We start from the raw sequence: 23,031 nt of genomic DNA on the forward strand, positions 1-23,031 counted from the left end.
ATGTAGTAAAGAATGATTTGTATTTGCCGATGCGTGTCGGCGATTAATCTATTGTCGAGCAGTCTGAAGTAATACCGAATGGACTGTTTGGCGGTGATGCGCCATCCACGGTTAAATCAGCGGCAGGGATCCCCAAGGTATAGTAGTGATCTGCACTAGCCTCACTACCATTTGACTGACCAAACACTGTAACGACAGCTTCATACCAAAAACCATAGTTTCTTGGGTAGCGGTACTCCAATTCAGCCTGGCCGTTTTCATCAGTAACTCCAGCTCCCGAAACGGATATCGTTCCCACTATGCCAGGAGTCAAAAAGCCATCTTGGTTATTGTCTTCATCAAACGGTGAAGTATCAAGAATGCCGTTACCGTTGACGTCTTCATTGTTGCATACGGCAGTGACTTGTTGTTCCCATAATCCCAGTAATTCGTTCCATACCCAATAGCCTTTCATGTAGACACCGTTAGCTACATATTTAACGGGAGTCGCAGATGCGGTTAAGGCTACGTCGCTCACGGGCTGCCCCGCGGAATCAGAAACAAATACGGAGAAACGTTTCAAATAGGTACTCGTATCTGGTGACTCAATAATATTTCCTGTACCTACCGATATATCAAAGGCTCTATTTCCCACGGTAAGGAAGACAGTATCTGTGACAGTTGTGTTATCGGCCACTTCTGCGCGAATTGCCACAGAATCTTCACTGCTTACAGCACCTGACGTAAATACTGTGGATGCTACGCCCTTACTGTCAGTGGTGGCTTGTGAAGGAGAAATAGAACCAGTAGAGGTATCGCTGACATTAAAGTTTACCACGGTGTTCTTGACTAAATTGCCTGATTCATCACGCACTATGGCTGTGATAGTACTCGTTTGACCATCTGGCCCAAGAATATCTGGTGATGCATCTGCATTGAGCGAGAAAGGGGTTACAGCAACAAACTCTATCTCGGTGGTTGCCGTGACTACCACATTGCCGTCGCTGTCTCTGCCCGTGGCTGTCAAAGAGGATAGTCCAGCGTTGTCAGAAGATATGGTCATTGTAGCAACACCATTGGCATCAGTAACACCAGTAGCACCAGCAGTGATAGCGCCTCTTGATGCGCTAAATCGTACATCGCCGTTAACCACTGGCGAACCATTTTGCTCCCACAAGACCTCAATCGTGGCATCTTCAGCAAGTGGTACTTCTTCTGAGGGAACTAACACAAAACTAAATGCATCTTGCTGAACCTGAACAGCAAAGGCAATCTCTGCATTGAGTGCATTCGCTTCAATAACCGCCTCTCCTGCGGTTGTTGCAGTGAAAGTTACCGTGGCTTGTCCATCACCTCCACTCGTTACTGATGTCACCGCTTGATTGTCTATTGTCAGTGTTCCATTTGTTGCTGAGATATCTATTTGCTGATTAGGAATTGCCACACCGTCAGAATCTTGTACTCGAATCGTATAATCTACACTATCGTTTAGAATCGCCGAGGCAGTACCGTTGATCGTCACTTGTGTCCCTGTGATTTCGATTTCAACGGTTTCAACAAGATCTTCTGTTTGTGCAGTGATAGTCACAATGCGATTTGAGGCATCATTTTGAGTGGTCAGTATTGCCCGTGCTGTGCCATCTGCAGCGGTTGTCGATTGCACCAATTGCAATTCCACGCCATCCGTATCACCAGCAGAGAACATGACGTCGATATTCTCCATCAATACACTCTGAGCGTTTTTAACTAAGGCAATAAGCTCAACTTCATCTGAACCACTTGAAGCCAGTTGAACAGCACTGGCATATAGTTGTAACGAAGCGGGTTGGACGACCACGATGTCACCACTCGTTGCACTGAACGTAGTACTCCCTGTTTCCCCAGAAGATAGTGTGGCAGTAATCTCCCCATCCCCGGAAATAGTCCCTGCTTCTATTCCAATACGTGCTACTCCACTACTATCGGTACGTGCTGTGCCAGTGTCGTTGTTAAAGCCCGCTAAATCTGGATTGTTGAGGCTAAAAGTCACAAGTTTGTCAGATTGTGAAGCGCCATCACTACTGGTTACCGTGGCGATAACTGTCAAAGGATTATCATCAGACAAATTTCTGTCTTGATCGCCTGTATTATTCTCTATCGCCAACGAGATAGAGATGGTAGGGTTATTATCTGTGGGGTCTGGTGTAGCGGTATCTCTCGATATTTCTCCGCCTCCCCCGCAATTTACAAGGAAGAAAAGAGAACAAAATAATACTGGCGTTTTTAACCATGCGCGCATAATACCTTCCTGAAGGTCTCAATATTGACGATAACCGTCTTTTTTCAGTTTAAAAATCAATAGAATCTGGCACACTAAAAAAGTCTAAAACTATAAGAAAAATCCACAGGGATAATTCATGACGCAATCTGAACATAAATATAGTCTAACTACCCGGATATTCATCGGCATGACTGCCGGAATCATCCTTGGTGTACTTCTTCAACTTCTTTTTGATGATAGCGGAGATTTTGTAATCTCGATATTCGGTAGCGAGCTATCAACGTATGGCATTCTAGTAGATGGTATATTTTCAACCTTAGGTAAAATCTTCATCGCCAGTTTGAAAATGCTGGTTGTTCCACTTGTTTTTGTCTCGCTGGTATGCGGCACAAGTAACCTATCTGACCCCAGTAAGTTAGGAAGACTCGGTGCAAAATCTGTTGGTTTATATGTTGTCACAACAGCAATAGCCATCACACTGGCTATGAGCATGGCTTTATTGGTGTCGCCGGGAGAAGGGCTGAATCTAACCACTGAAGCAAGCTACGCCGCAAAAGAAGCGCCAAGTCTGTCACAGGTTATAGTAAACATGTTCCCAAGCAACCCCGTCGACTCAATGGCAAAGGGCAACATGCTTCAAATCATTGTATTTGCGGTGTTATTTGGTGTTGCAATGGCAATGACTGGCGAAGCAGGCAAACGTTTAAGCGCAATTTTTGAAGATATCAATACAGTGATCATGCGCCTTGTTACCATTATCATGAACTTAGCGCCATATGGTGTATTTGTATTGATGGCTAAGCTGTTCGCAACTATTGGTGCAGACACTATCTTCGGTCTGGCAAAGTACTTCTTCTTAGTATTATTTGTACTTATCTTGCACGCCCTAGGTACTTATTCTTTGCTGCTAAAACTGCTTACTGGTTTGAGCCCAATCACCCTATTCAAGAAAATGCGTGACGCTGCCTTGTTTGCATTTAGTACGTCAAGTAGTAGTGCCACGCTGCCGGTAACCATGGAAACTGCACGAAACAAGTTAGGCGTTGGTAACTCTGTATCGTCTTTCACCTTGCCACTAGGCGCGACGATTAATATGGATGGCACTGCAATTATGCAAGGTGTCGCTACTGTGTTTATCGCTCAAGTATACGGCGTTGACTTGAGCTTCGGCGATTTCATGATGGTAATACTCACTGCAACCCTCGCGTCTGTTGGAACCGCGGGTGTACCCGGTGTTGGCCTTATCATGCTGGCTATGGTACTACAACAAGTCAATTTACCGGTTGAAGGTATCGCGCTTATTATCGGCGTAGACCGCTTACTGGATATGACCCGAACTGCAGTTAACATCACCGGTGACTGTATGGTGTCATGTGCGGTTGCCAAAGGCGAAGGTGAATTAGACGTTGACGTCTTCAACGACCCCAATGCTGGTGCAAAAGAAGAAGAAATCGATTTCAAACACTTCGACAAAAACGCATAACACTGGCTATTTTTAAGCGGCGCCACATGTTTTGCGTCGCTTTTAGAGGAAGCATTAGTCATTTTACCGCACGCCGTAAACCCTTCCATGGGGGCTCGGCTTCGGCATCCATGCCTCAGACGGCTGTAAAAAAACTAACGCTTCCTCTCTTATTTCCCATTGTTATTAACTACATATTGGCTGTTTTTGTCCCAACATATTCAAAACATCTTATCAAAACTCAAAACATACAAGTTGCTGAGGACATCTGAGTAACATATGAAATAGATGAGTCACTCCAAAACCCAAAATCCTGAAAAGTAAGTGATACTTTTACACCATAAAATGACATTCTCAGTAGTAAAATTTATGTTCTAATAGCGTCAGTGAATTAATTCAGAACATCAGATGCTCTCACATACCGTCAATAACAATTTGGTCGAGGAAATCCCGCTAGTTATAACACTTAACGACATTCACTTTAGCGTAATGCTGGTGAGCCCGTTCGACATAGAAGACTTTGTTGTTGGGTACCTTTTCAGTGAGCTGATTATTGAATCTCCCGTAGACGTGCACGATATAGATGTTAATTACACCTCAGCCAATGGAATTGACACAATTTATGTGAACGTCACTCTTGCCAATAGACGGATTGAGGCCTTCAAGCACCGCCAGCGCACGTTAAAAGGAGCAAGTGGATGCGGACTCTGTGGCAAAGCGGCCTTAGCTGATGCATTTCCTGCGCTTACGCCGCTACCAGATTCAGTCATACCAGATGTAAACTACCTATCGAATATTCGGGACATCATCCCTCAGTGGCAGCATCAAGGCCAATCAAGTGGTGCGTTGCACGGTGCTTTTTGGATAGATAACGAAGGTGAAGTTACACTAAGTAGAGAAGATATAGGGCGGCACAATGCCATGGACAAACTCCTTGGAGCACTTCACAAGCGAGGTATCAAACCGAGCAACGGTACCCTGGTTATTACCAGTCGGTGTGGTGCAGAGTTGGTACAAAAAGCGATTATTTCTGGTGTTGGCAGACTGGCATCTTTAGCATCACCAAGTACCTTGGCAGTGTCGATGGCAGCAAAATACAACCTTCACCTTATTCACATACCCAAGCTCGATAGCCCTTACTTGCTTAAAGGCAGAACACAATGAAAAAACGCGCGATGAAAGCGGGCGGTATGCCCTCGCTAAAATCCACATTTGCCGCACTGGTAAAAAGTAAGCGAATACGCGGGAATATCAGAAATCTTCTTCGCGTTAATCAAACGTCAGGATTCGACTGTCCCGGCTGCGCTTGGGGTGATAACAAATCGGGAACATTTCAATTTTGCGAAAACGGTGCTAAGGCCGTAGCTTGGGAGTCCACCGAAAAGAAAATTGGCGAGTCATTTTTCGCTACTCATTCGGTTTCATCGTTACTCAAACAAAGCGATTTTTGGCTAGAGTACCAAGGACGCTTATCTCAACCACTGAAGTACGATGCTACCACCGACCATTATGTTCCCATTGATTGGGCAGATGCCTTTGCTTTTATCGGCGAGCGGCTCAATCAATATGACGCTAACCAGGTTGAACTCTACACATCTGGCAGAGCGAGCAACGAGGTAGCATACCTTTATCAACTCTTTGGCCGACTATTCGGTACCAATAATTTTCCAGACTGTTCGAATATGTGTCACCAAGCCAGTGGTGTGGCATTAAACGCTTCTATCGGTGTTGGTAAGGGTACTGTAGTATTAGAGGACTTTGATCACGCTAACGCCATATTCGTTTTTGGGCAAAACCCAGGCAGTAATCATCCTCGAATGATGAATGCACTGAGAAAAGCAGCGCGAAACGGATGCAAAATTGTCACGTTCAACAATTTAAAAGAAGTCGCGCTCGAGCGATTTGCTAGCCCTCAAGATCCCGTAGAATTACTTACGCCATCGGCAACTAATATCAGTCACATGTATTTAACCCCAAAACTCGGTGGTGACATGGCTGCCATTCGAGGCATGGTAAAGCATTTGCTCGAGAATTCCGTTGGATTGAATCAAACATTTGTTGATGAGAATACCATTGGTGCAGAAGAGTATTTAGATACGGTACGCACTACAAGCTGGGAACATATTGAAGAGCAATCAGGGCTGACACAAGAGGACATAGCCTCTGCGGCAAACCTATTTGCCGAAAGTGATAAAGCCATAAGTACATGGGCCATGGGACTGACCCAACACAAACACTCGGTAGATACCATCAGAGAACTTACAAATTTACATTTGTTAACGGGGCAGATTGGTCATCAAGGATCGGGGTTATGTCCTGTACGCGGACACAGTAACGTGCAGGGCAATCGAACCATGGGTATCAACGAGTCCCCTACGCCAGCGTTCATCGCGACGCTAGAAGAAACCTTTGGTGTTAGCTTACCGAAAACTGCAGGGCACAATGTGCACCAAGCACTACACGCACTGAATAAAGGTGAGAGTAAAGTCTTTATTGGCTTGGGCGGTAACTTAGCCGCAGCGGCTTCAGATACAGTATTCACATGTAATGCCATCAAGCAGGCGGAACTGAGTATTCATATCGCGACTAAACTCAACCGAACCCATTTATTGGCAAGTAAAGACGCGCTCATTTTACCCTGTTTAGGCAGAACAGAAATTGACCGCCAAAAAGGTGTAGAGCAAGCGATAACCGTTGAAGATACATTCAGTATGGTGCATGCATCTCATGGCGGCACCGAGCCAGAAGGGCTGAATTGCATGTCTGAAACTGCAATTATTGCCAATATTGCTCACGCTACCCTCGGTAATAAACCTGTAGACTGGCTACATTTAGCTGAGAACTATGAACGCATTCGAGACCTAATAGCTAGAACCATTCCTGGATTTGACAACTTCAATAGTAAAATACGCAAACCTGGTGGCTTTTACTTGGGTAATACTGCTCGTGAGGGTCAATGGGCTACAGCATCGGGTAAAGCCACATTTAGTGCAACTCCGCTGCCTGAGGATCTTTATCCGGCAAATGTTGTTAGCGAAATTGAGAAACAGCGAGGTCCAATTCTAACCCTTCAAACCCTTCGCTCACATGATCAGTACAACACAACAATCTATGGAATGAATGACCGCTATCGAGGCGTTGAAAACAAGCGTAACGTCCTATTTTTAAATCCTCAAGATGCTAAAAAGATGCAGCTGAAGGAGGGTGACAAAATTGATATCACCTCTATTTGGCAAGACAAGGTTACCCGCAAAGTCGATGGGTTTTCAGTGGTGTTATACGATATTCCCAGAGGAAACGCAGCGGCATACTACCCGGAAACCAATCCGTTAGTACCTTTTGACAGCGTGGGCGATAAGTCGTTTACCCCCACGTCAAAAGCAATTCCAATAATTGTTAATCGGTCTTCAACAGCTATTGCTACACAGCAGTTGTAGAAGACGAGTATGAATTAGTTAAGTGCAGTGGCGGGGTTCAAACTCGCTGCTTTTTTGGCGGGATAAAGTGTCGCTAATACAGACAGTAAAAGCGCAACACCCGCCGTTATTACCACATCACTCCACGCCAATTGTGACGGCAAAAAGTCGATAAAGTAAATATCACCAGATAGCACCTCAACTCCCAACGCGCTCTCTAATGCTACCACGATGTTTGATAAATTTGGGGCGACTATGACCCCAAGCACCACACCGACGGTCGTGCCAATTACGCCATTAATTGCACCTTGTAATATAAACGCTTGGGCTATCAAGGAATCCGTCGCTCCCATGGTTTTCAAAATAGCGATAGCTTGCTGCTTTTCGCGAACAGCCATGACCAGCGAGGAAACGATATTAAAACAGGCAACGGCAATCACCAGTGTTAGTGCTATGTATACGACAACCCTGACCAACTGAATGTCGTTGTACAAATGCCCCTGCGTTCTCGTCCAATCAGACATATAGACGGCTTGTGGGAATTGATAGCCAATCTCTCGCATAACACCATTAGCAGCGAACGGGTCGTGAAGTGTAAACCTCAGCCCCATCGCCGGCATAGTGGCTCCTACGGCATTTGATGCCGCAGCAAGGTGCATAAGTCCGATCTGATTGTCTAACTCTCCCCCCACCTTCATGATGCCAGAAATTTTTAATGTTACGTTTTTAGGGGCGCTGAACTGCAAACTTTCAGTGGCCGCAGGAACCAGCACCTGAATGCTATCCCCTACGTCAAGAGAGAGCTTCTCAGCTATACCTCTACCGAGTAACACTCCATCAGTTTGCACAGCAAAGCGCTTCCAGGCCGCCTCAGATACTTGTTGTGACCAGCGTTTGTCGTCTACCCTTACATCAATCCCCGTAAGGGCCACCGACTTTAACGTTCCTCGATGCTGAATCATACCGTTTACCGGTGTATAAGGCTCAACTTTGGCGACTCGTTGGTCGTTAGAGAATAGTTGTATATGGGTGTTCAAATTTTCAATTCCTTGAGAATTGAAGCTAAAAATTTCTCCATGAGGTACAACGCCTAAAATACGTTGAGTAAGTTCTCGCTCGAAGCCGTTCATCACGCTAAGCAGCACGATCAGTACGAAGCAACCTAGCCCAATACCAAAAGTAGAGGACAGGGAAATAAACGAAATAAAGCGATTTTGTTGTTTAGCACGCCTAAAACGACGCGCCAATTGCCATGCTAACCTCATGCAGTGGCCTCTTGGTCAGTATCAGCAATCAAGCTGCCATTTTTTATATACAAGGTTCTGTCTAATTGGCTGGCTAATTCTCTGTCATGGGTAACCACCACAAAGCTCGTTTTGTGTGAGTCACTCAAAGACTTCAGCAGTGAATAAACTTGCTGCCCGGTTTCAAAGTCCAAGTTGCCGGTAGGTTCGTCCGCCAATACTACGCTCGGTTGCGTGACCAAAGCACGAGCAATGGCGACTCGTTGACGCTCACCTCCTGAGAGAGCCGCAGGTAGATGCTCTGCCCTATGTGCCAATCCCACTTGTTCAAGCAGGTTCAAAGCAGCGTTTTTGGCAATCGCAGGGTTCTCTTTGCGAATAAGCAAAGGCATCATCACGTTTTCCAGTGCAGAAAATTCTGCAAGAAGGTGATGGAATTGATAAATAAACCCAATGTCACTGTTTCTGAGTGCTGCTAAAGCATTGGAAGAGAGCGAATAAAGGGATTTTCCGTGGAACAGTACATCGCCCTCCGACGGAGAATCGAGGCCACCAAGTAAGTGAAGCAAGGTACTTTTTCCCGAACCAGAGCTACCCAATATTGCAACGTGCTCTGAGGGCTTAATGGATAAAGAAACGTTTTTGAGTACTGGGGTTTTATTGTTGCCGTCGTGATAAGTCTTTGAGATGTTGCGGCAAGTAAGTACGTCCTGCATTTAACTCGTCTTTTGATTAGAAAACTCTATAAGACCGAATGGTAACGTGTATGCGTCAGTTAACCAACAATCATGTTGAAAATCACTGAAAAAGAATTAGATGTGATTTGTTTCGGATAATTATTAGTGCAAGGACTTGCCAAAGAAATGGCGGAGCGGACGGGACTCGAACCCGCGACCCCCGGCGTGACAGGCCGGTATTCTAACCAACTGAACTACCGCTCCACATTTTCAATGTAATCAGTGAGTTACTAAAGTTTTTTCAAACCGTTGTCCCTCACCGCGGCGCAGATATTACGGATTCGGCCCCATAGTGTCAACGCTTTTTTTTTAAATAAATTCGTCATATGCGTATCGTTTGCATGATAATTGTTCATTGTGACGAAATAAAATGCAAACAAGGACAAGACTGCTCGTAAAACGCACGACCACTCTGGCTTTATGCAGTATCACCATCCTTCTTCTTTTTAAACATACCGAGTAATTTAGCAATCCCTTTTGGCTGTTCCGATAGCGTCAGATCCTGATCTGATAATATGACGGGAGCATTGGCTTTATTTGCTCTTTTACGCATGACAAGTATCACTGTCACCACCAACACACCAACAAGTACAATAGCCCCGTTAACGACTACCAACATTATCACCAGCGTGTTGTTATCCATCTCCTCCTCCATCGGCATCTCTGGAAGATTTTCCTGTTCACCGTCCATGGGCATACTCTCTTCATCACTTCCCTCTCCTTGCGGTGCCAATGGATCTATAACGTCAGGTTCAGGGCTCTCAGCCAAAAAGGTAAACTCAGGTACATCTAAGATAAAGTCTCTACCGTCAGACGTGGTGCCGTAGGCGGTCATTTTTACTCTGAAAATGCCCTCATCGTAGGCAGGCATTAAATATTCTCTCGGCTGATCACCACCCTCAGTCAGCGAGAAGTTCTGCATTTCAGAATTGGGGTACCGCACTTTACCGTCGATGAGTAGAGATTCTATGTCTACTTGATCGCGATTAACGTCAACGATGAGCTTATGGTAACCCTCACCACCACCGTCATGAACAACGTCAACCACCACTGGGTTTGGATGCAAAACAATAGGTGGATCCAATTGTTCTCTGGTAAACATAGGTGTGGTCACGCGAAAAATGGGTTGCCATTCGCCAGGCGCAACACCAAGATTAAATTGCCCCGTAAACACTCCATCCGTAGGCCTCTCATCCATTCCCCGACCATCATCCTCAAATCGGGCTATCTCAACGTCGTTTGAACCAAAATTGTCATAGTTTGGGTTGTTAGAGCTGACAAAGTCTATGGTTAACTCAACCACATCACGAAATTCATTGTTTGCTATGGGATTTCCACCGTTGGTGAGCGAGGCAGTAGACTTTATGATTTCACCCGAAAACATCATAGAGGGTAAAGACTCGGCGTGAAGCGCCAAATCAGACAGTACCATAACCCGACTATTTGGCAGTATTTGTCCGACCGCTTGCCACGGTCCAGGTACGGGATTCTTGATAGAAATCATGTCGAAGGTTTCATCGTCGTACCAATCAACTTTTCGGGTATCGACACGTCCTTGAAACAATTTGGAACCATCCGGTCGAACCAACACCACGGGGGCAGAGCCACGACGTCTGAAAAAGATCATGGTGATCTCTTCCACATTGTGGTCAATACGAAACCGATTTTGCAGCAGCTTTATTGAGTTTTGATACTCATCCCCCAAGTTAGATAAAGGATTTGGCGTGCTATCGGCAGACTCAGGCATGTCTTGCATTTGGTCACTATCTTGTGCAAATGCTGTGGTCATCATAAAAGCGAAAAGAAGTGCCTGTATCCGTTTGCCCAAAGCGCGGCTCCTGCGTGAATGTTATAAAATCATACGTCTTGTTTAGGGGTGCGCCACAAGCACGCTCCGCCGGCATTTTCAACAATATCAAGACGAGCTTCATGTTGTTGTAATTCATCGGCTGTCGCACGAATAACCTTTAATTTATTTGCACCGCGAGTGACTCGTCGAATAGCGCCAACGTTGCCATCACCGCTGTCTTTGCCTGCCAAATTGAGTTTCGTTTGCCCACCGGACATCATCAAGTAGACGTCTGCAAGGATCTCCGCATCAAGTAATGCGCCGTGCAGCTCTCGGTGACTGTTGTCGATACCATAACGCCGACACAACGCATCCAAGTTGTTCTTCTGACCTGGGTGCATGCGACGAGCCATCACTAACGTGTCTAATACGTCGCAAATGTCCTTGGTTACGACATTTCTGGTTTTAGGCTCCATGGCAAATTCATGGTCCATAAAGCCAACATCGAAGGGGGCGTTGTGAATGACAAGTTGAGCGCCTTTTATAAATTCCACAAAATCCTGCGCCACATCGGCGAAGATTGGCTTGTCAGCGAGGAATTCGTTGGTGATACCGTGAACTTCTATCGCCTCTTGTTCTATTTGTCGACCAGGATTGATATACACGTGAAAATGATTTCCCGTGAGTCGGCGATTAACAACTTCCACACAGCCGATTTCAATTATTCTGTGACCTTCTTTGGGTTCAATACCTGTGGTTTCTGTATCTAAGACAATTTGACGCATGATTAGCCTGATGTTTTCACTGCTTTTTGCTAGTATACCAACCGAAACCAACACACGCTAAACGAAATATGTCAGCTCAACACCCCATAAGGTGTTGCATGCGCGATTAAGGCAACCCAGTGACAACGAAAACAATACACATCTATACCGACGGCTCTTGTTTAGGCAACCCCGGACCCGGTGGCTATGGCGCAGTGCTCATCTACAAGCAACACAGAAAGGAGCTAAGTGACGGTTTTAAGCACACTACAAACAACCGTATGGAGTTACTGGCCACCATTAAAGCGCTAGATTCACTCACGGAAAAATGTGTTGTTGAACTCACTACAGACAGCCAATACGTCAAAAACGGCATAAATCAATGGATTAAAAACTGGCGAAAGAATGGTTGGCGCACAGCAGACAAGAAGCCGGTAAAAAATGCTGATTTGTGGAAGCAACTCGATGAATCAGTAAAAAAACACACTGTAAATTGGCATTGGGTTAAGGGCCACTCTGGCCACCCAGAAAACGAACGTTGCGATACCCTTGCCCGCAACGCTGCAGAGGCAAACCCGTCACAAGAAGATACGGGGTTTACTGGCTAACCCCCCAAAGTGTGAGTAGCCGTGATTACCACTTAGCGATAAGCTTACCCACGGTATCGTTGTTTTCTAGACGTTGGTGAGTAATACCAATATCAGCCACTGTATACACTGTATCTATAGTGGCTTTCAGTGAACCACTGTCAAACGCTGACAAGCACTGTGTACTAAACTTTTCAACAAGCGACGTCTTATATTCGTCGCTCCGATTTCTTAATGTCGTTCCCTGAATACGCGCTCGCTTTGCCAGTAGCAACGCCATATCTACGCCATCCGCATAACGCCCACCCAGTATGGCGATATTTATGATTTGGCCATCTTGTCTCAGAACCTTGAGATTTTTATTCAAGTACTCGCCGCCCACCATATCGACCACAATATCAACACCGTCAGACCAATGATGTTTAATCATTTCAACAAAATTCTGCTTTTTGTAATTTACGGTAAGCTCCGCACCATATGAGCGGCAGTGGTGAAGCTTTTCTTCCGATGAAGCGGTGGCGCAAGTGAACGCCCCAAAATATTTTGCCAATTGAGTAGCGGCTAACCCCACACCACTAGCCCCGCCGTGGATCAATACCTTGTCGCTGCTAGACACATTAGCGATGGTTTTCAAACACTGAAATGCAGTGAGGTAAACTTCAGCAATTCCCGCCGCTTGCTCATAACTGAATCCTTGAGGTATAGACATGAGGTGACTTGGCTCCACCGCGACATACTCAGCGTATCCGCCCCCGGCAACGAGACCGAAAACCCTATCACCTATGGTCCAACGCCCCGCGTTTTCGCCCACCGCCACTACCTCGCCTGCGACTTCCAAACCAAGAATATCGCTTTCACCTGGAGGAGGTGGATACCGCCCCTGTCGCTGAAGCGTGTCGGCACGATTAATACCAAATGCCATGACTCGAATCATCACTTTATTTGCGGTCATTTCCGGCAAGTCACAAGTCCCAATAAACAGACTGCTTGCGTTACCGCCTTTTTCGTAATCAACAAAACGCATTGTCATAGAGCTCACTCTGGGTTCCTTCAATTCATAGCCATAGACTATCACTTTCGACGCTACTAATTCGAATTGGATTCGCACCGTCTGTCGAATACCGCTATACTTCGCGCCACCTACGCCCTATGCGTGTTTTCGTTGTTTGTCTACTACAAGAGTTCATTTATGTCAGCCACCATTACCCTTCAACCTACCCGAGAAAAATCGTTAAAGAGACGTCATCCATGGGTGTTTGAAAGTGCCATTGCTACTGTTAAAGGCCGAGCTAGAAGTGGCGATACAGTAGAAGTGCTAAGCAGTACGGGAGAATGGCTGGGAAGAGGTGCGTATTCACCAGAGTCACAGATCAGAGTCCGCATGTGGACCTTTGATAAGTCTGAAAGTATCGACAATGTATTCTTTTTGAAAAAGTTTACTCAGGCACTAGCGTTGAGAACTCGACTTTTCGACCTTGACCAAACTAACAGCTTTCGTTGGATAGCGTCAGAGAATGACGGCTTACCAGGCGTGACTGTTGATTTATATGACAACGTAGCAGTTCTACAACTCCTCAGTGCTGGTGCAGAAAAGCATCGCAGTAAAATTGTTTGGGCAATCACCAAACTCATGCCTGACGTTCATGTTTATGAACGCAGCGACGTTGACGTACGCAAAAAAGAAGGCCTGGAGCCCACTACTGGTGTAGTACACGGTGAACCACCCGCGCAAGTGACCGTAAAAGAAAATGGGCTCAACATCATTGTTGATATTGAGAAAGGACACAAAACTGGTTTTTATCTTGACCAAAGAGATAGCCGTGCCGCAGCGGCACGTTATGCCAAAGGTGCACACGTCCTGAATTGCTTTAGTTACACTGGCACTTTTTCGTGCTTTGCACTGCAAGGTGGAGCTGCATCGGTAACCAATGTGGATGTATCTCAGCCTGCATTAGATATTGCCAAGCAACATGTCGACATTAACCAGTTGAATGCCGCAAAAGCGCACTACGTAAATCAAGATGTGTTTCAAGCGCTCCGCCACTACCACGAGCAAAAGCAGCAGTTTGATATGGTTATCCTCGACCCACCCAAATTTGTTGATAGCAAAGCTAGCCTCAAACGCGCGTCAAGAGGATACAAAGACATCAATCTATACGGAATCCATGCCGTGAAATCTGGGGGCTTGTTACTCACATTTAGTTGCTCAGGACTGATGCCCGCTGATTTGTTCCAGAAAATCGTAGCCGATGCCGCACTCGACGCAGGACGAACCATCAAGATTATCGAGCGTTTAAATCAAGCGAGTGACCATCCAATCATTGGGAGTTATCCTGAAGGCTATTATCTTAAAGGGCTAGTTTGTGAGGTCACAGATTAAGCCCGTTTGCTTATGCGCTAAAAACTGTACCTGCTTCTACTTCGATATCGTTGGCAGATGTTTTACTCTGCCAACGTTGCCAACACTTTTCATGAAAATAAAACGCTACTGTATTAACCATAGGCTTTACGAGTGCTACCGCCCCGCCAATCACTAAGCTACCAGTGAGCAAGTACGCTACCAAAAAGGCGACAGAAAAATGCATTACCGCGAATGTCATTGTCTTTTTCATTGGAAAATTCTCAAGCAAAAAAATCAATAATGAGAATTATTATCAATTGAAAAGGTAATTTAAAACCAATTTTTTAGAAGCTGTTATTCGATAAAAATGATTAAGGTGAGTATGTGGGGCCCAAGCTTCGGGTGCTGGGCCTCCAGAAGAATAAGTTTCGCAAACAAGCGCTGCCAAACGACTTTACTTCATCTCTGAGATTTCAACGCCTATCACGCAGCTCGAATCAGTCGATGGGACGCAACGCACTACTGTAGTGATTGCAGAGAGCGAAGGAATCTGAGAACTTGTTGATTCGATTGCAACGCTAATTTGTGTGCCGATCTCGATAGAAGGTTCATCTACTTCTAACGACATTCCCGTGGCACTTATGTCTTTGCAAACGGCTTGCATTGTGCGACTAGACTCGTCATCGGTTACTTGCAACTGACAAGGCGAATTCACCATCATCCTGAAAAAATTACGCTTATCGTCGTATCCTAACATGTACTACCTCTCCTAACGTGCGCTAAAACCTCTACTACTCCATCATTTATAGGGCGAGGCTTAGAACTTGTCAATTAGCGAATTGGTTATTACCTGACTGACTCCCTATGATTAGGCGCTAACCCTGTGATAGTTAACGAGTAATTAACAACCACTAAATTGGACTAAAATGCTTCTAATGCCAATAAAATACGCTTGGCCGAGATGGGAACGGAGGTACCCAATTGTTGAGCAAATAAAGATACTCGTAACTCTTCAATCATCCATTTGATGTCTTCTAATTCACTAGGGACTTTACCTTTAGGGTATTTAGCTTTTGTCTTTGCCCAACTGTCGTGTGACTTCTCTACCGTCATTTGGTGCATACGGTCTTTATTTGGATCAATGGGTAACTTTTCCAAGCGACGAGATAGCCCTTTGATATAGCGATTCCAATCGTCCAATCTGTGCATACCTAAATCAGAAACGAACCCCGGATACACCAAACTCGATAAATGCGCTTTGCAATCGCCCAGCGCATGGATCATTGTTAGCGGCACATTACCTTTCATCTGTTTTTGGCATTGATGGGCTAGCGTAAGTCCCTGCTCTACTTTTTCGGCAATATCCAATACGGTTTCATTAATTTCACCTTTGACAAAGTTCACGCAACTATCAAAGTCAGCCTTGTTTCTAATATCGGTTTGATTCGTATCGACAAACTGCTGCACCAACGCATCAATCCCCGCAAAAATGCAGTCATCGATGAGTGCTTTCACTTGCCCAAACGGATTGAAATACAGCCCCAACTTGGCTTTGTTAGGTAACTTATTTTGCAGGTAGTTGAGTGGTGATGGCATGGCGTTTTTCACCAACACGTTAGTGCCTTTGCGATGAAGCAACGCGGCTTTATCAGCCTCATCAATCAGCTCAATATCCACTTTGTCACCTTTTTGCACCAATGCCGGGAATGCTTGTACTTCAAAGCCTCCAATTTTTTGCGCAAAGGTCTCGGGAAGCGATTCAAAGTCCCAATCTGTTATCCCCGAACGTTCGAGTTCTGGGGTAGCAGCTTTTTCAAAGGTTTGCTTTACCTGTCCAGAACACTGCTCTTTGAGAAGGTCAAGATTGTCAGACGTAGAGATCACATCGCCTTTTTCGTTAACTGCAGCGAAATGCATCACTAAGTGGCGGTCGAGGGCATCGAGGTTCCAATCGTCTTCTTCAACCCGTACACCGGTCATTTTTAGAAGCTTGCTCGTCACTGCGTCTAATAAACGCATGGGCCGTCCATTTTTGTCTTGCTCTTGTATATCTGCAATACAAGCATCTGCGTAGTTTGGGGCGGGTACAAAGTTTCTGCGAAGCCTTTTTGGTAACCCTTTGATAAGTGCAACGATCAACTCATGACGCAGCCCCGATACTAACCAATCAAACCCAACATTATCCACCTGATTGAGCACCGGCAGCGGAATACATACAGTCACACCATCATCAATGGCATTAGGCTCAAAGTTATAACGCAGTGGTAAGGTAATGTTGCCCTGACGCCATACATCAGGATAAGCGGTCGCCAAGCTAACGCTGGGTTGTTGTCGATAGACATCATCTTCTTTAAACAGCAAATCAACCGATTTACCTCTATGTCGATACCATTTTTTGAAAGACGCCTCGTTGTTAACCTCTACAGGAAGCTTTCCAGCGTAGAAACTCAACAATTCATCCTCATCGACCAAAAGGTCTCGTCGACGAGACTTTTGTTCTAGTTCATCCACTTGTTCGAGCAAGGCATTATTGTCGTTCAAGAAACCGTAATTGAGTTTGGTGTGCCCTTCAATGAGGGCCTCTCGTATGAACAACTCTTGGCATATCGCAGGGTCAATCAGGCTGTAAACTTTGGCCCGTTTGAGCACAATAGGTAAACCAAAAAGCGTGACCTTTTCGAAGGCAATCACAGCGCCGCGCTTTTTAGACCAATGGGGTTCGGAATAACTGGCTTGGGTAACATGAGCAGCAAGAGGTTCAATCCATGCAGGGTCTATTTTTGCCACCATACGGGCGAACAACTTAGACGTCTCTACTAACTCAGCGCCCATAACCCATTTAGGCTGAGATTTTCCTAAGCCCGAACCAGGGAAAATCATAAAGCGGGTATTTCTCGATCCCAAATACTCGCGATCTTTATCTTTGAACCCGATGTGAGATAGTAACCCCGAAGCAATAGCCTCATGCACGCCCTGATAGTCAGCCTCTTGGCTACTCACACCAAAACCTAACTCAGCCACTGATTTTTTCAGCTGACTCACGATATCCTGCCACTCACGCATACGTAAGTAGTTAATAAAGTTTTGCTTACACCACTTTCTTAATTGGTTCTGACTCAATTCAGATTGCTGTGCTTTAAACTCTTGCCATAAGTTGTAAAGACTAATGAAATCCGAGTCTTTGTCATGGTATTGGCTGTGCTTTTCATCTGCTTGTTGACGCTTTTCTTGCGGGCGTTCCCTTGGGTCTTGAATAGATAGGCCGGCAGCAATAACAACCACTTCCATCAGAGCATTTGTGCGATTTGCTTCAATCACCATGCGAGCATAGCGAGGGTCAATCGGCAATTTAGCGATTTGACGACCAATTTTGGTCAACTGATTGTTACCTTGTTTAGATACAATGGCTTGTATCTCTTCCAACAAACGGAAACCGTCGTTGATGTTTCTGTTATCTGGCGGCTGCACAAAAGGAAAGGCGCTAATATCGCCTAGTTTAAGAGCTAGCATTTGCAATATGACAGACGCTAAATTAGTACGCAGAATTTCTGGGTCGGTAAACTCCGGACGCCCTAAATAATCATCTTCGCTGTACAATCGAATGCAAATACCCTCAGAAACACGACCACAACGACCTGAGCGCTGATTCGCCGACGCTTGAGAGATTGGCTCTATGGGTAAACGTTGCACTTTACTTCGTGCACTGTAGCGAGAAATACGCGCTGTTCCTGGGTCGATAACGTATTTTATCCCCGGTACCGTTAGGGAGGTTTCAGCCACGTTAGTCGACAATACAATTCTGCGACCTGAATGGGGCTGAAAAATCCTATTTTGTTCCGACGCTGACAAACGGGCATACAAAGGCACAATTTCAGTATTGCGGTATTTTCTGCGTTCTAAGGTATCTTGGGTATCGCGAATTTCTCGTTCACCACTTAAGAAAACAAGAATATCGCCCGGCGCTTCGCCCATGAGTTCATCAACGGCCAGCGCAATCGCATCCGCTTGGTCGGTTTCTCGGTCGAGTTCTTCGGGGTCGCGGTAGCGAATTTCCACCGGATAGGTTCTGCCACTGACCTCAATGATAGGCGCATTGTTAAAGTGCTTAGAAAAGCGTTCAGGATCAATAGTTGCCGAGGTAATAATCAACTTCAGATCAGGGCGCTTATTCAAGAGTTGGCGCAAGTACCCCAACAGGAAGTCTATGTTTAAGCTGCGTTCGTGTGCCTCATCAATAATGATGGTGTCATATTGGTTCAAGAACCGGTCTTGCTGCATTTCGGCCAGTAACATACCGTCTGTCATTAGCTTAACGTAACTTCTATCACTCACTTGGTCACTAAAGCGGATTTTAAAGCCGACTTTATCACCCAGAGGCGTATTGAGCTCTTCCGCAATTCGAGTGGCCACGCTTCGAGCGGCAAGACGCCTAGGCTGAGTATGGGCAATCATGCCTTTCACCCCTCGACCTAACTCCAAACAAATTTTAGGTAGCTGAGTGGTTTTCCCAGAGCCGGTTTCTCCCGCTACAATCACCACTTGATGAGAAGCAATAGCTGCTTTGATATCATCTTTCTTGTCACTGACTGGGAGCGGTGGATAAGTAACCTCGGGAAGATTCTCCTGACGCCATTGATGCATATTTGCTGAAGCATCAATATCATTAACCAAGGACTTCCATTTGTTCTCAAGCGAGCTATCCACTTCGTTTTTTGGTTTTTTAATTCACTAGCAAGCTTTTGGATACGGCGCTTTAAGCGAAACGTATCCGCCGACAAACACTGAGAAAGTTTTTCATAAAGAGGCTTGATAGTAATAGACGCAGACAAAACACTACCCTGACGTAAAAAATGAAGAAAATAATCGGCGCAGATCCTAGAAGAAGCGCGTTCAAAATACCAATGATTTATGCGCTTCTTCTAACAGGGATCGAGTATAGCCCTAAGCGAGAGTGTCGTTAGATGCCTGTGTAAATCGCGGAAGATTAAACGCTATAGCAATAACGCCAAAAACAAAAATGAGCATGGGGTACCAGCAATAAGGCGTGATGGCCAGAGGGGAGATGCCAACCACTGCCGCTGCACTTAATAACTGTGCGCCATAAGGCACTAGCCCCTGAAAACTACACGAGAAAATATCGAGTAGGGATGCCGTTCTACGAGGGTCTACGCCGTACTTCTTGTTTAAATCACTGGCGATTGGGCCTGCGGTCACAATAGCAATGGTATTGTTAGCAGTGGTCACATCGAGGAAGCTCACCAACCCGGCAATACTAAACTCAGCGCCTTTTTTACTTTTCACCCCAGACGTTAGCTTTTTAATCAGCCAAGTAAGACCCCCCGTTTTGATGCATCAAGGCCACAATACCGCCTATGGTAATGGCAATCATGGCCAAATCTTGCATCCAGCCCATGCCTTTTTGAATACTTTGCATCATAGATAGGGCTGTGAAACTCCCCTGCACTAGACCTACGATACAGGCACTGGCAATGCCTACGGCTAGTACGGTAATCACATTAAAGCCGCCAAGCGCAAAGGCGATAATCAAAAAGTACGGCAATATGCGCCACACATCGTAGTCACCGGCTTCGACTAAACCAGATGTATCAACGTCGATAAACAATAACATGGCCATAGTGACAATACATGCAGGAATGGCAACAATGAGATTCGCCTTGAATTTGTCTTTGAGTTGCACACCTTGGGTACGAGTTGCAGCAATGGTGGTATCAGAGACAAAAGATAAGTTATCACCAAACATTGCACCGCCCACAACAATGCCCAAGGCAAGTTCAACGGGTAAACCCAAGCTCTCTGCTAATCCAGCACCAATGGGCGATAACGCGGTAATCGTGCCCATGGATGTCCCCATGGCAAAGGAGATAAAGCAGCAAATCAGGAACAAACCGGGAAGAATGAGCGCACTGGGAACAAACTGAAGTGCCATGTTGACCGTGGCATCGCGGGCACCAATATCAATAGTTACCGCATAAAACGCGCCGGCAAGCAAAAAGATCAACACCAATAAAATGATGTTCTTGTTACCACCACCTTCACAGAACCTTTGAATTTTATCGGCAAAGCTAAGTTTTTGATCTTTTGGGTTTAAGCACAACGCAAAACCAGCACTGATAAAAAAGGCCACCAAAATAGGCATAGCAGTAATATCGTTAGTGACTAATCCAGTCGCAACGACTAAAACAACAAAGAGGAGTATGGGAGTTAAGCCCCAAGCATTTGGCGTTGGTGTTGTGTTTTCAGAGTGATTATTCACGAACTATCGCCCACGTTATAAAAATAAACAAAGCCCAAAAGCATATAGGTTTTAACGGGGTACGCAAAGTAAAATTGAGCAATATCAAAAACTTTACGGTAGCAAAGCTCGAAGTTCGCTGGGGGTGTACCCCGTTAGACGTTTAATAGTTCGACGAAAATTGGGTAAATCATTCACCGACATACGTGAAGCACCTTGCAAATTATTCAGTTTTTGCAGTGCAAGTAGAATAATTGCCTGTTGTCGTTTAGCTTGTTCCTGCAATGCTCTAAAGCTCGTACCGTATTCACTAAGACTGCGTTTCAGCGTTGCTGAACTCACACCAAGTTCGGTGGCTATGTCTAATTGTGATTTGGTTGGCATATTAATCGCTTCGAAACGCACGAGATCCACTAAACTTTGTTGAGGTAAATCGGTGTTAATATCAATATCTGAAATTACCGAGACATTATTAGCATTTGGAAAATCAATAAACATCGCTTGTTCTGAAATCGACACGCTTGATATTGGAGAATCAAATCGAGTATTCAGGCCTAAGTAGGTTTCATAGTCGCTAATATTCCTCGGGCGCCCGGTATCAAGATGGCACATTAGATCTGTTCGTTTACCCAGCCATTGTTTTACCAACGAAACCAGCATTGATAGAGACATCTCAAGCAAAAAACTGAATTGCTTTTTGCTTCCCATGGTGTTTTCCAATGCCCAAACAATGTTGTTGTTCACACGGTATGGTCGAAACGATATAAAGGGAAAACAATGCCATCGATATTGAAACATCAGCTTACTAGCGCAATTGAGGTTTCTTGCGTGTTCTAAAGACTGAAGGAAAGGTGATTGCCAGGCATCTGCTAGGGATTTACCAATCAAAAAACTAACATCTTTACTGTTGCACTGAGACTGTACGTTTGCGAGTAACGTCAGACATTGGCGTGCACTCAAAAAACTCTGCGGGGTTAGTTGCTCCAGGAAAATACCGGTTCCACGCAGCAGTTTTTCTTTGTTCGCTCCTCTAGGTACTGCGACTTCTATTGCCGCACTAATCAAGTAATATGCTGGAACAACCTTGTCGGTTAAACTCACGACACCGTTCATTTTTGTTCTGTTTGGCAGAGCCATTACGCCACATTCCGCTCACGGTTATCTAAGCGAATGATTAGTCTGTTAAGAATGCTACTGAGTGAATCACAAGAAGACAAAGCCCCGAGCACACAGCGAACGGGCAAGTACACCGCATCGCTTTTAGTTTTGCTTCTAAACGCTACGTGGCGAATACCCTCCACTAGTTGCTCTACGATTAATTGCGCTTGAGCTTTTTCAGTATCGGGCAAAAGAATGGCAAAGCGGTCTCCTGCATACCGACACGCCAAGTCTTGTTCACGTAACCCCATCACAATAAGTTGAGCAATCTCGTTTAAGTAGCGATCACCTTCAAATTGACCGTGTTCCCGATTCACTTGTGAAAAATCGTTTATGTCAACAAGCGCCACAAAGCCACTACGACAGTCAGACTGGAGTGATTCAACCCGAGAACGCCAGTAGTCTCCACGGTACAATTGAGTAATTGGGTCGATATCTTGGTGACTGCGATAATCCCACTCTCGTCTTCGTAACTGCAAAGTGATCGCTCGCTGCTCTTGGTGCCACAAATACAGTGCAACTGTCATCACTACCATTCCCAACGCTGCAGGGTAAGACTCGATATGACTCAACCACTGCACCGAATCGGGATAACGCAGAAATTCATCAAGCACATCTAACGACATAGAAAATAGAAAGCATCCCAACCCAAAGGTAAGTAAGCTCGTTACCTTGCCCGGCGGCCGACTTGCAAGTACGGCCATTATCCACCCAAAGGTAAGCACCACAACGCAGCCTTCACCCACAATATCCAATGCAGATATCTCACCTATGGATTTGCCGTTCCCATAACACATGCCAAGAATCATGGCACAAGCAACAATTGCAGCGGTAAACACAAGCCATCCTTTATGGTGAATAAAATGGGTTGTTTTTGCTTTGTCTAACATAACCTTCTCTTCCGCTCATCACTGATGAGTCAAAACCTTTCAATTGAGCGCACTATCTCAGCACACTCATTTTTGTCTAGGGTCAGTTTGGCTCAGCAATGTGACAGGGGTATGGCATTGAGGTAGCTAGAAACAACGAAATAGTCAATTA

General features: G+C 45.4%; 15 protein-coding genes, 1 tRNA gene and 2 pseudogenes. 5 read left to right on the top strand and 13 right to left on the bottom strand.

Annotated features, from left to right (window positions below):
- Window positions 1–43 precede the first annotated feature (43 nt).
- The gene (locus tag EYS00_RS08230) at window positions 44–2,257 is read right to left on the bottom strand and encodes an Ig-like domain-containing protein (protein WP_130636082.1); all 2,214 of its coding nucleotides are present in this window, start codon (window positions 2,255–2,257) and stop codon (window positions 44–46) included.
- Window positions 2,258–2,375: 118 nt separating this feature from the next.
- On the opposite strand from EYS00_RS08230, the gene EYS00_RS08235 reads away from it, so the two are divergent.
- The 3 genes from EYS00_RS08235 to EYS00_RS08245 all read left to right on the top strand — a co-directional run bounded on the left by EYS00_RS08235 (window position 2,376) and on the right by EYS00_RS08245 (window position 7,138).
- Window positions 2,376–3,722 carry a dicarboxylate/amino acid:cation symporter gene (locus EYS00_RS08235; RefSeq protein WP_130636083.1) on the top strand — a complete coding sequence of 449 codons (1,347 nt, stop codon included), beginning with the start codon at window positions 2,376–2,378 and terminating at the stop codon, window positions 3,720–3,722.
- A gap of 387 nt (window positions 3,723–4,109) precedes the next feature.
- Window positions 4,110–4,865, top strand: coding sequence for a formate dehydrogenase accessory sulfurtransferase FdhD (gene fdhD, locus EYS00_RS08240; RefSeq protein WP_130636084.1), 756 nt, complete (start codon window positions 4,110–4,112; stop codon window positions 4,863–4,865).
- Window positions 4,862–7,138 (top strand): FdhF/YdeP family oxidoreductase, encoded by a 2,277-nt coding sequence (locus tag EYS00_RS08245; protein WP_130636085.1) that lies wholly within the window; start codon window positions 4,862–4,864, stop codon window positions 7,136–7,138. Before fdhD ends, EYS00_RS08245 begins: the two co-directional genes overlap by 4 nt.
- Window positions 7,139–7,152: 14 nt before the next feature.
- On the opposite strand, the gene EYS00_RS08250 is transcribed toward EYS00_RS08245, so the two are convergent.
- The 5 genes from EYS00_RS08250 to dnaQ form a co-directional block, all read right to left on the bottom strand.
- Window positions 7,153–8,382 carry a lipoprotein-releasing ABC transporter permease subunit gene (locus tag EYS00_RS08250; protein ID WP_130636086.1) on the bottom strand — a complete coding sequence of 410 codons (1,230 nt, stop codon included), beginning with the start codon at window positions 8,380–8,382 and terminating at the stop codon, window positions 7,153–7,155.
- On the bottom strand, window positions 8,379–9,077 hold the full coding sequence (gene lolD, locus EYS00_RS08255; protein WP_130636087.1) for a lipoprotein-releasing ABC transporter ATP-binding protein LolD: 699 nt from the start codon (window positions 9,075–9,077) through the stop codon (window positions 8,379–8,381). Before lolD ends, EYS00_RS08250 begins: the two co-directional genes overlap by 4 nt.
- Before the next feature lie 148 nt (window positions 9,078–9,225).
- Window positions 9,226–9,302 (bottom strand) — tRNA-Asp (locus tag EYS00_RS08260).
- Between the two features lie 214 nt (window positions 9,303–9,516).
- Window positions 9,517–10,926, bottom strand: coding sequence for a TIGR03503 family protein (locus tag EYS00_RS08265; protein ID WP_373995557.1), 1,410 nt, complete (start codon window positions 10,924–10,926; stop codon window positions 9,517–9,519).
- A gap of 29 nt (window positions 10,927–10,955) precedes the next feature.
- A complete protein-coding gene (dnaQ, locus tag EYS00_RS08270; RefSeq protein WP_130636088.1) occupies window positions 10,956–11,672 on the bottom strand; it encodes a DNA polymerase III subunit epsilon in 717 nt (238 codons plus the stop codon).
- Window positions 11,673–11,791: 119 nt separating this feature from the next.
- Here dnaQ and rnhA point away from each other — a divergent pair, with 119 nt between their 5' ends.
- Window positions 11,792–12,259: a ribonuclease HI gene (rnhA, locus tag EYS00_RS08275; protein ID WP_130636089.1), complete on the top strand. Its 468-nt coding sequence runs from the start codon at window positions 11,792–11,794 to the stop codon at window positions 12,257–12,259.
- A 25-nt stretch (window positions 12,260–12,284) separates the two neighbouring features.
- Here the strand turns inward: rnhA and EYS00_RS08280 are convergent, their stop codons facing one another.
- Entirely contained in the window at window positions 12,285–13,262 is a 978-nt protein-coding gene (locus EYS00_RS08280) for an NAD(P)H-quinone oxidoreductase (RefSeq protein WP_130636354.1), read from the bottom strand.
- 165 nt (window positions 13,263–13,427) lie between these two features.
- Here EYS00_RS08280 and EYS00_RS08285 point away from each other — a divergent pair, with 165 nt between their 5' ends.
- A complete protein-coding gene (locus tag EYS00_RS08285; RefSeq protein ID WP_130636090.1) occupies window positions 13,428–14,618 on the top strand; it encodes a class I SAM-dependent rRNA methyltransferase in 1,191 nt (396 codons plus the stop codon).
- Window positions 14,619–14,628: 10 nt separating this feature from the next.
- Here EYS00_RS08285 and EYS00_RS08290 read toward each other — a convergent pair whose 3' ends face one another.
- From EYS00_RS08290 to EYS00_RS08315, 6 genes and pseudogenes are all read right to left on the bottom strand, one after another.
- Window positions 14,629–14,850, bottom strand: coding sequence for a DUF2061 domain-containing protein (locus EYS00_RS08290; protein ID WP_130636091.1), 222 nt, complete (start codon window positions 14,848–14,850; stop codon window positions 14,629–14,631).
- 183 nt (window positions 14,851–15,033) lie between these two features.
- Window positions 15,034–15,336, bottom strand: coding sequence for a PilZ domain-containing protein (locus tag EYS00_RS08295; RefSeq protein ID WP_130636092.1), 303 nt, complete (start codon window positions 15,334–15,336; stop codon window positions 15,034–15,036).
- A gap of 164 nt (window positions 15,337–15,500) precedes the next feature.
- A pseudogene (gene hrpA, locus EYS00_RS08300) lies at window positions 15,501–19,396 on the bottom strand (ATP-dependent RNA helicase HrpA).
- Window positions 19,397–19,520: 124 nt separating this feature from the next.
- A pseudogene (locus tag EYS00_RS08305) lies at window positions 19,521–20,853 on the bottom strand (Na+/H+ antiporter NhaC family protein).
- Between the two features lie 93 nt (window positions 20,854–20,946).
- Window positions 20,947–21,969, bottom strand: a complete 1,023-nt coding sequence (locus EYS00_RS08310) for a helix-turn-helix domain-containing protein (protein WP_130636094.1) — start codon at window positions 21,967–21,969, stop codon at window positions 20,947–20,949.
- Window positions 21,969–22,880: a sensor domain-containing diguanylate cyclase gene (locus EYS00_RS08315; protein ID WP_130636095.1), complete on the bottom strand. Its 912-nt coding sequence runs from the start codon at window positions 22,878–22,880 to the stop codon at window positions 21,969–21,971. The genes EYS00_RS08310 and EYS00_RS08315 overlap by 1 nt, the downstream gene beginning before the upstream one ends.
- Window positions 22,881–23,031 lie beyond the last annotated feature (151 nt).

Source organism: Alteromonas sp. KUL49 (genome assembly GCF_006538345.1).
Classification (GTDB): Bacteria; Pseudomonadota; Gammaproteobacteria; order Enterobacterales; family Alteromonadaceae; genus Alteromonas.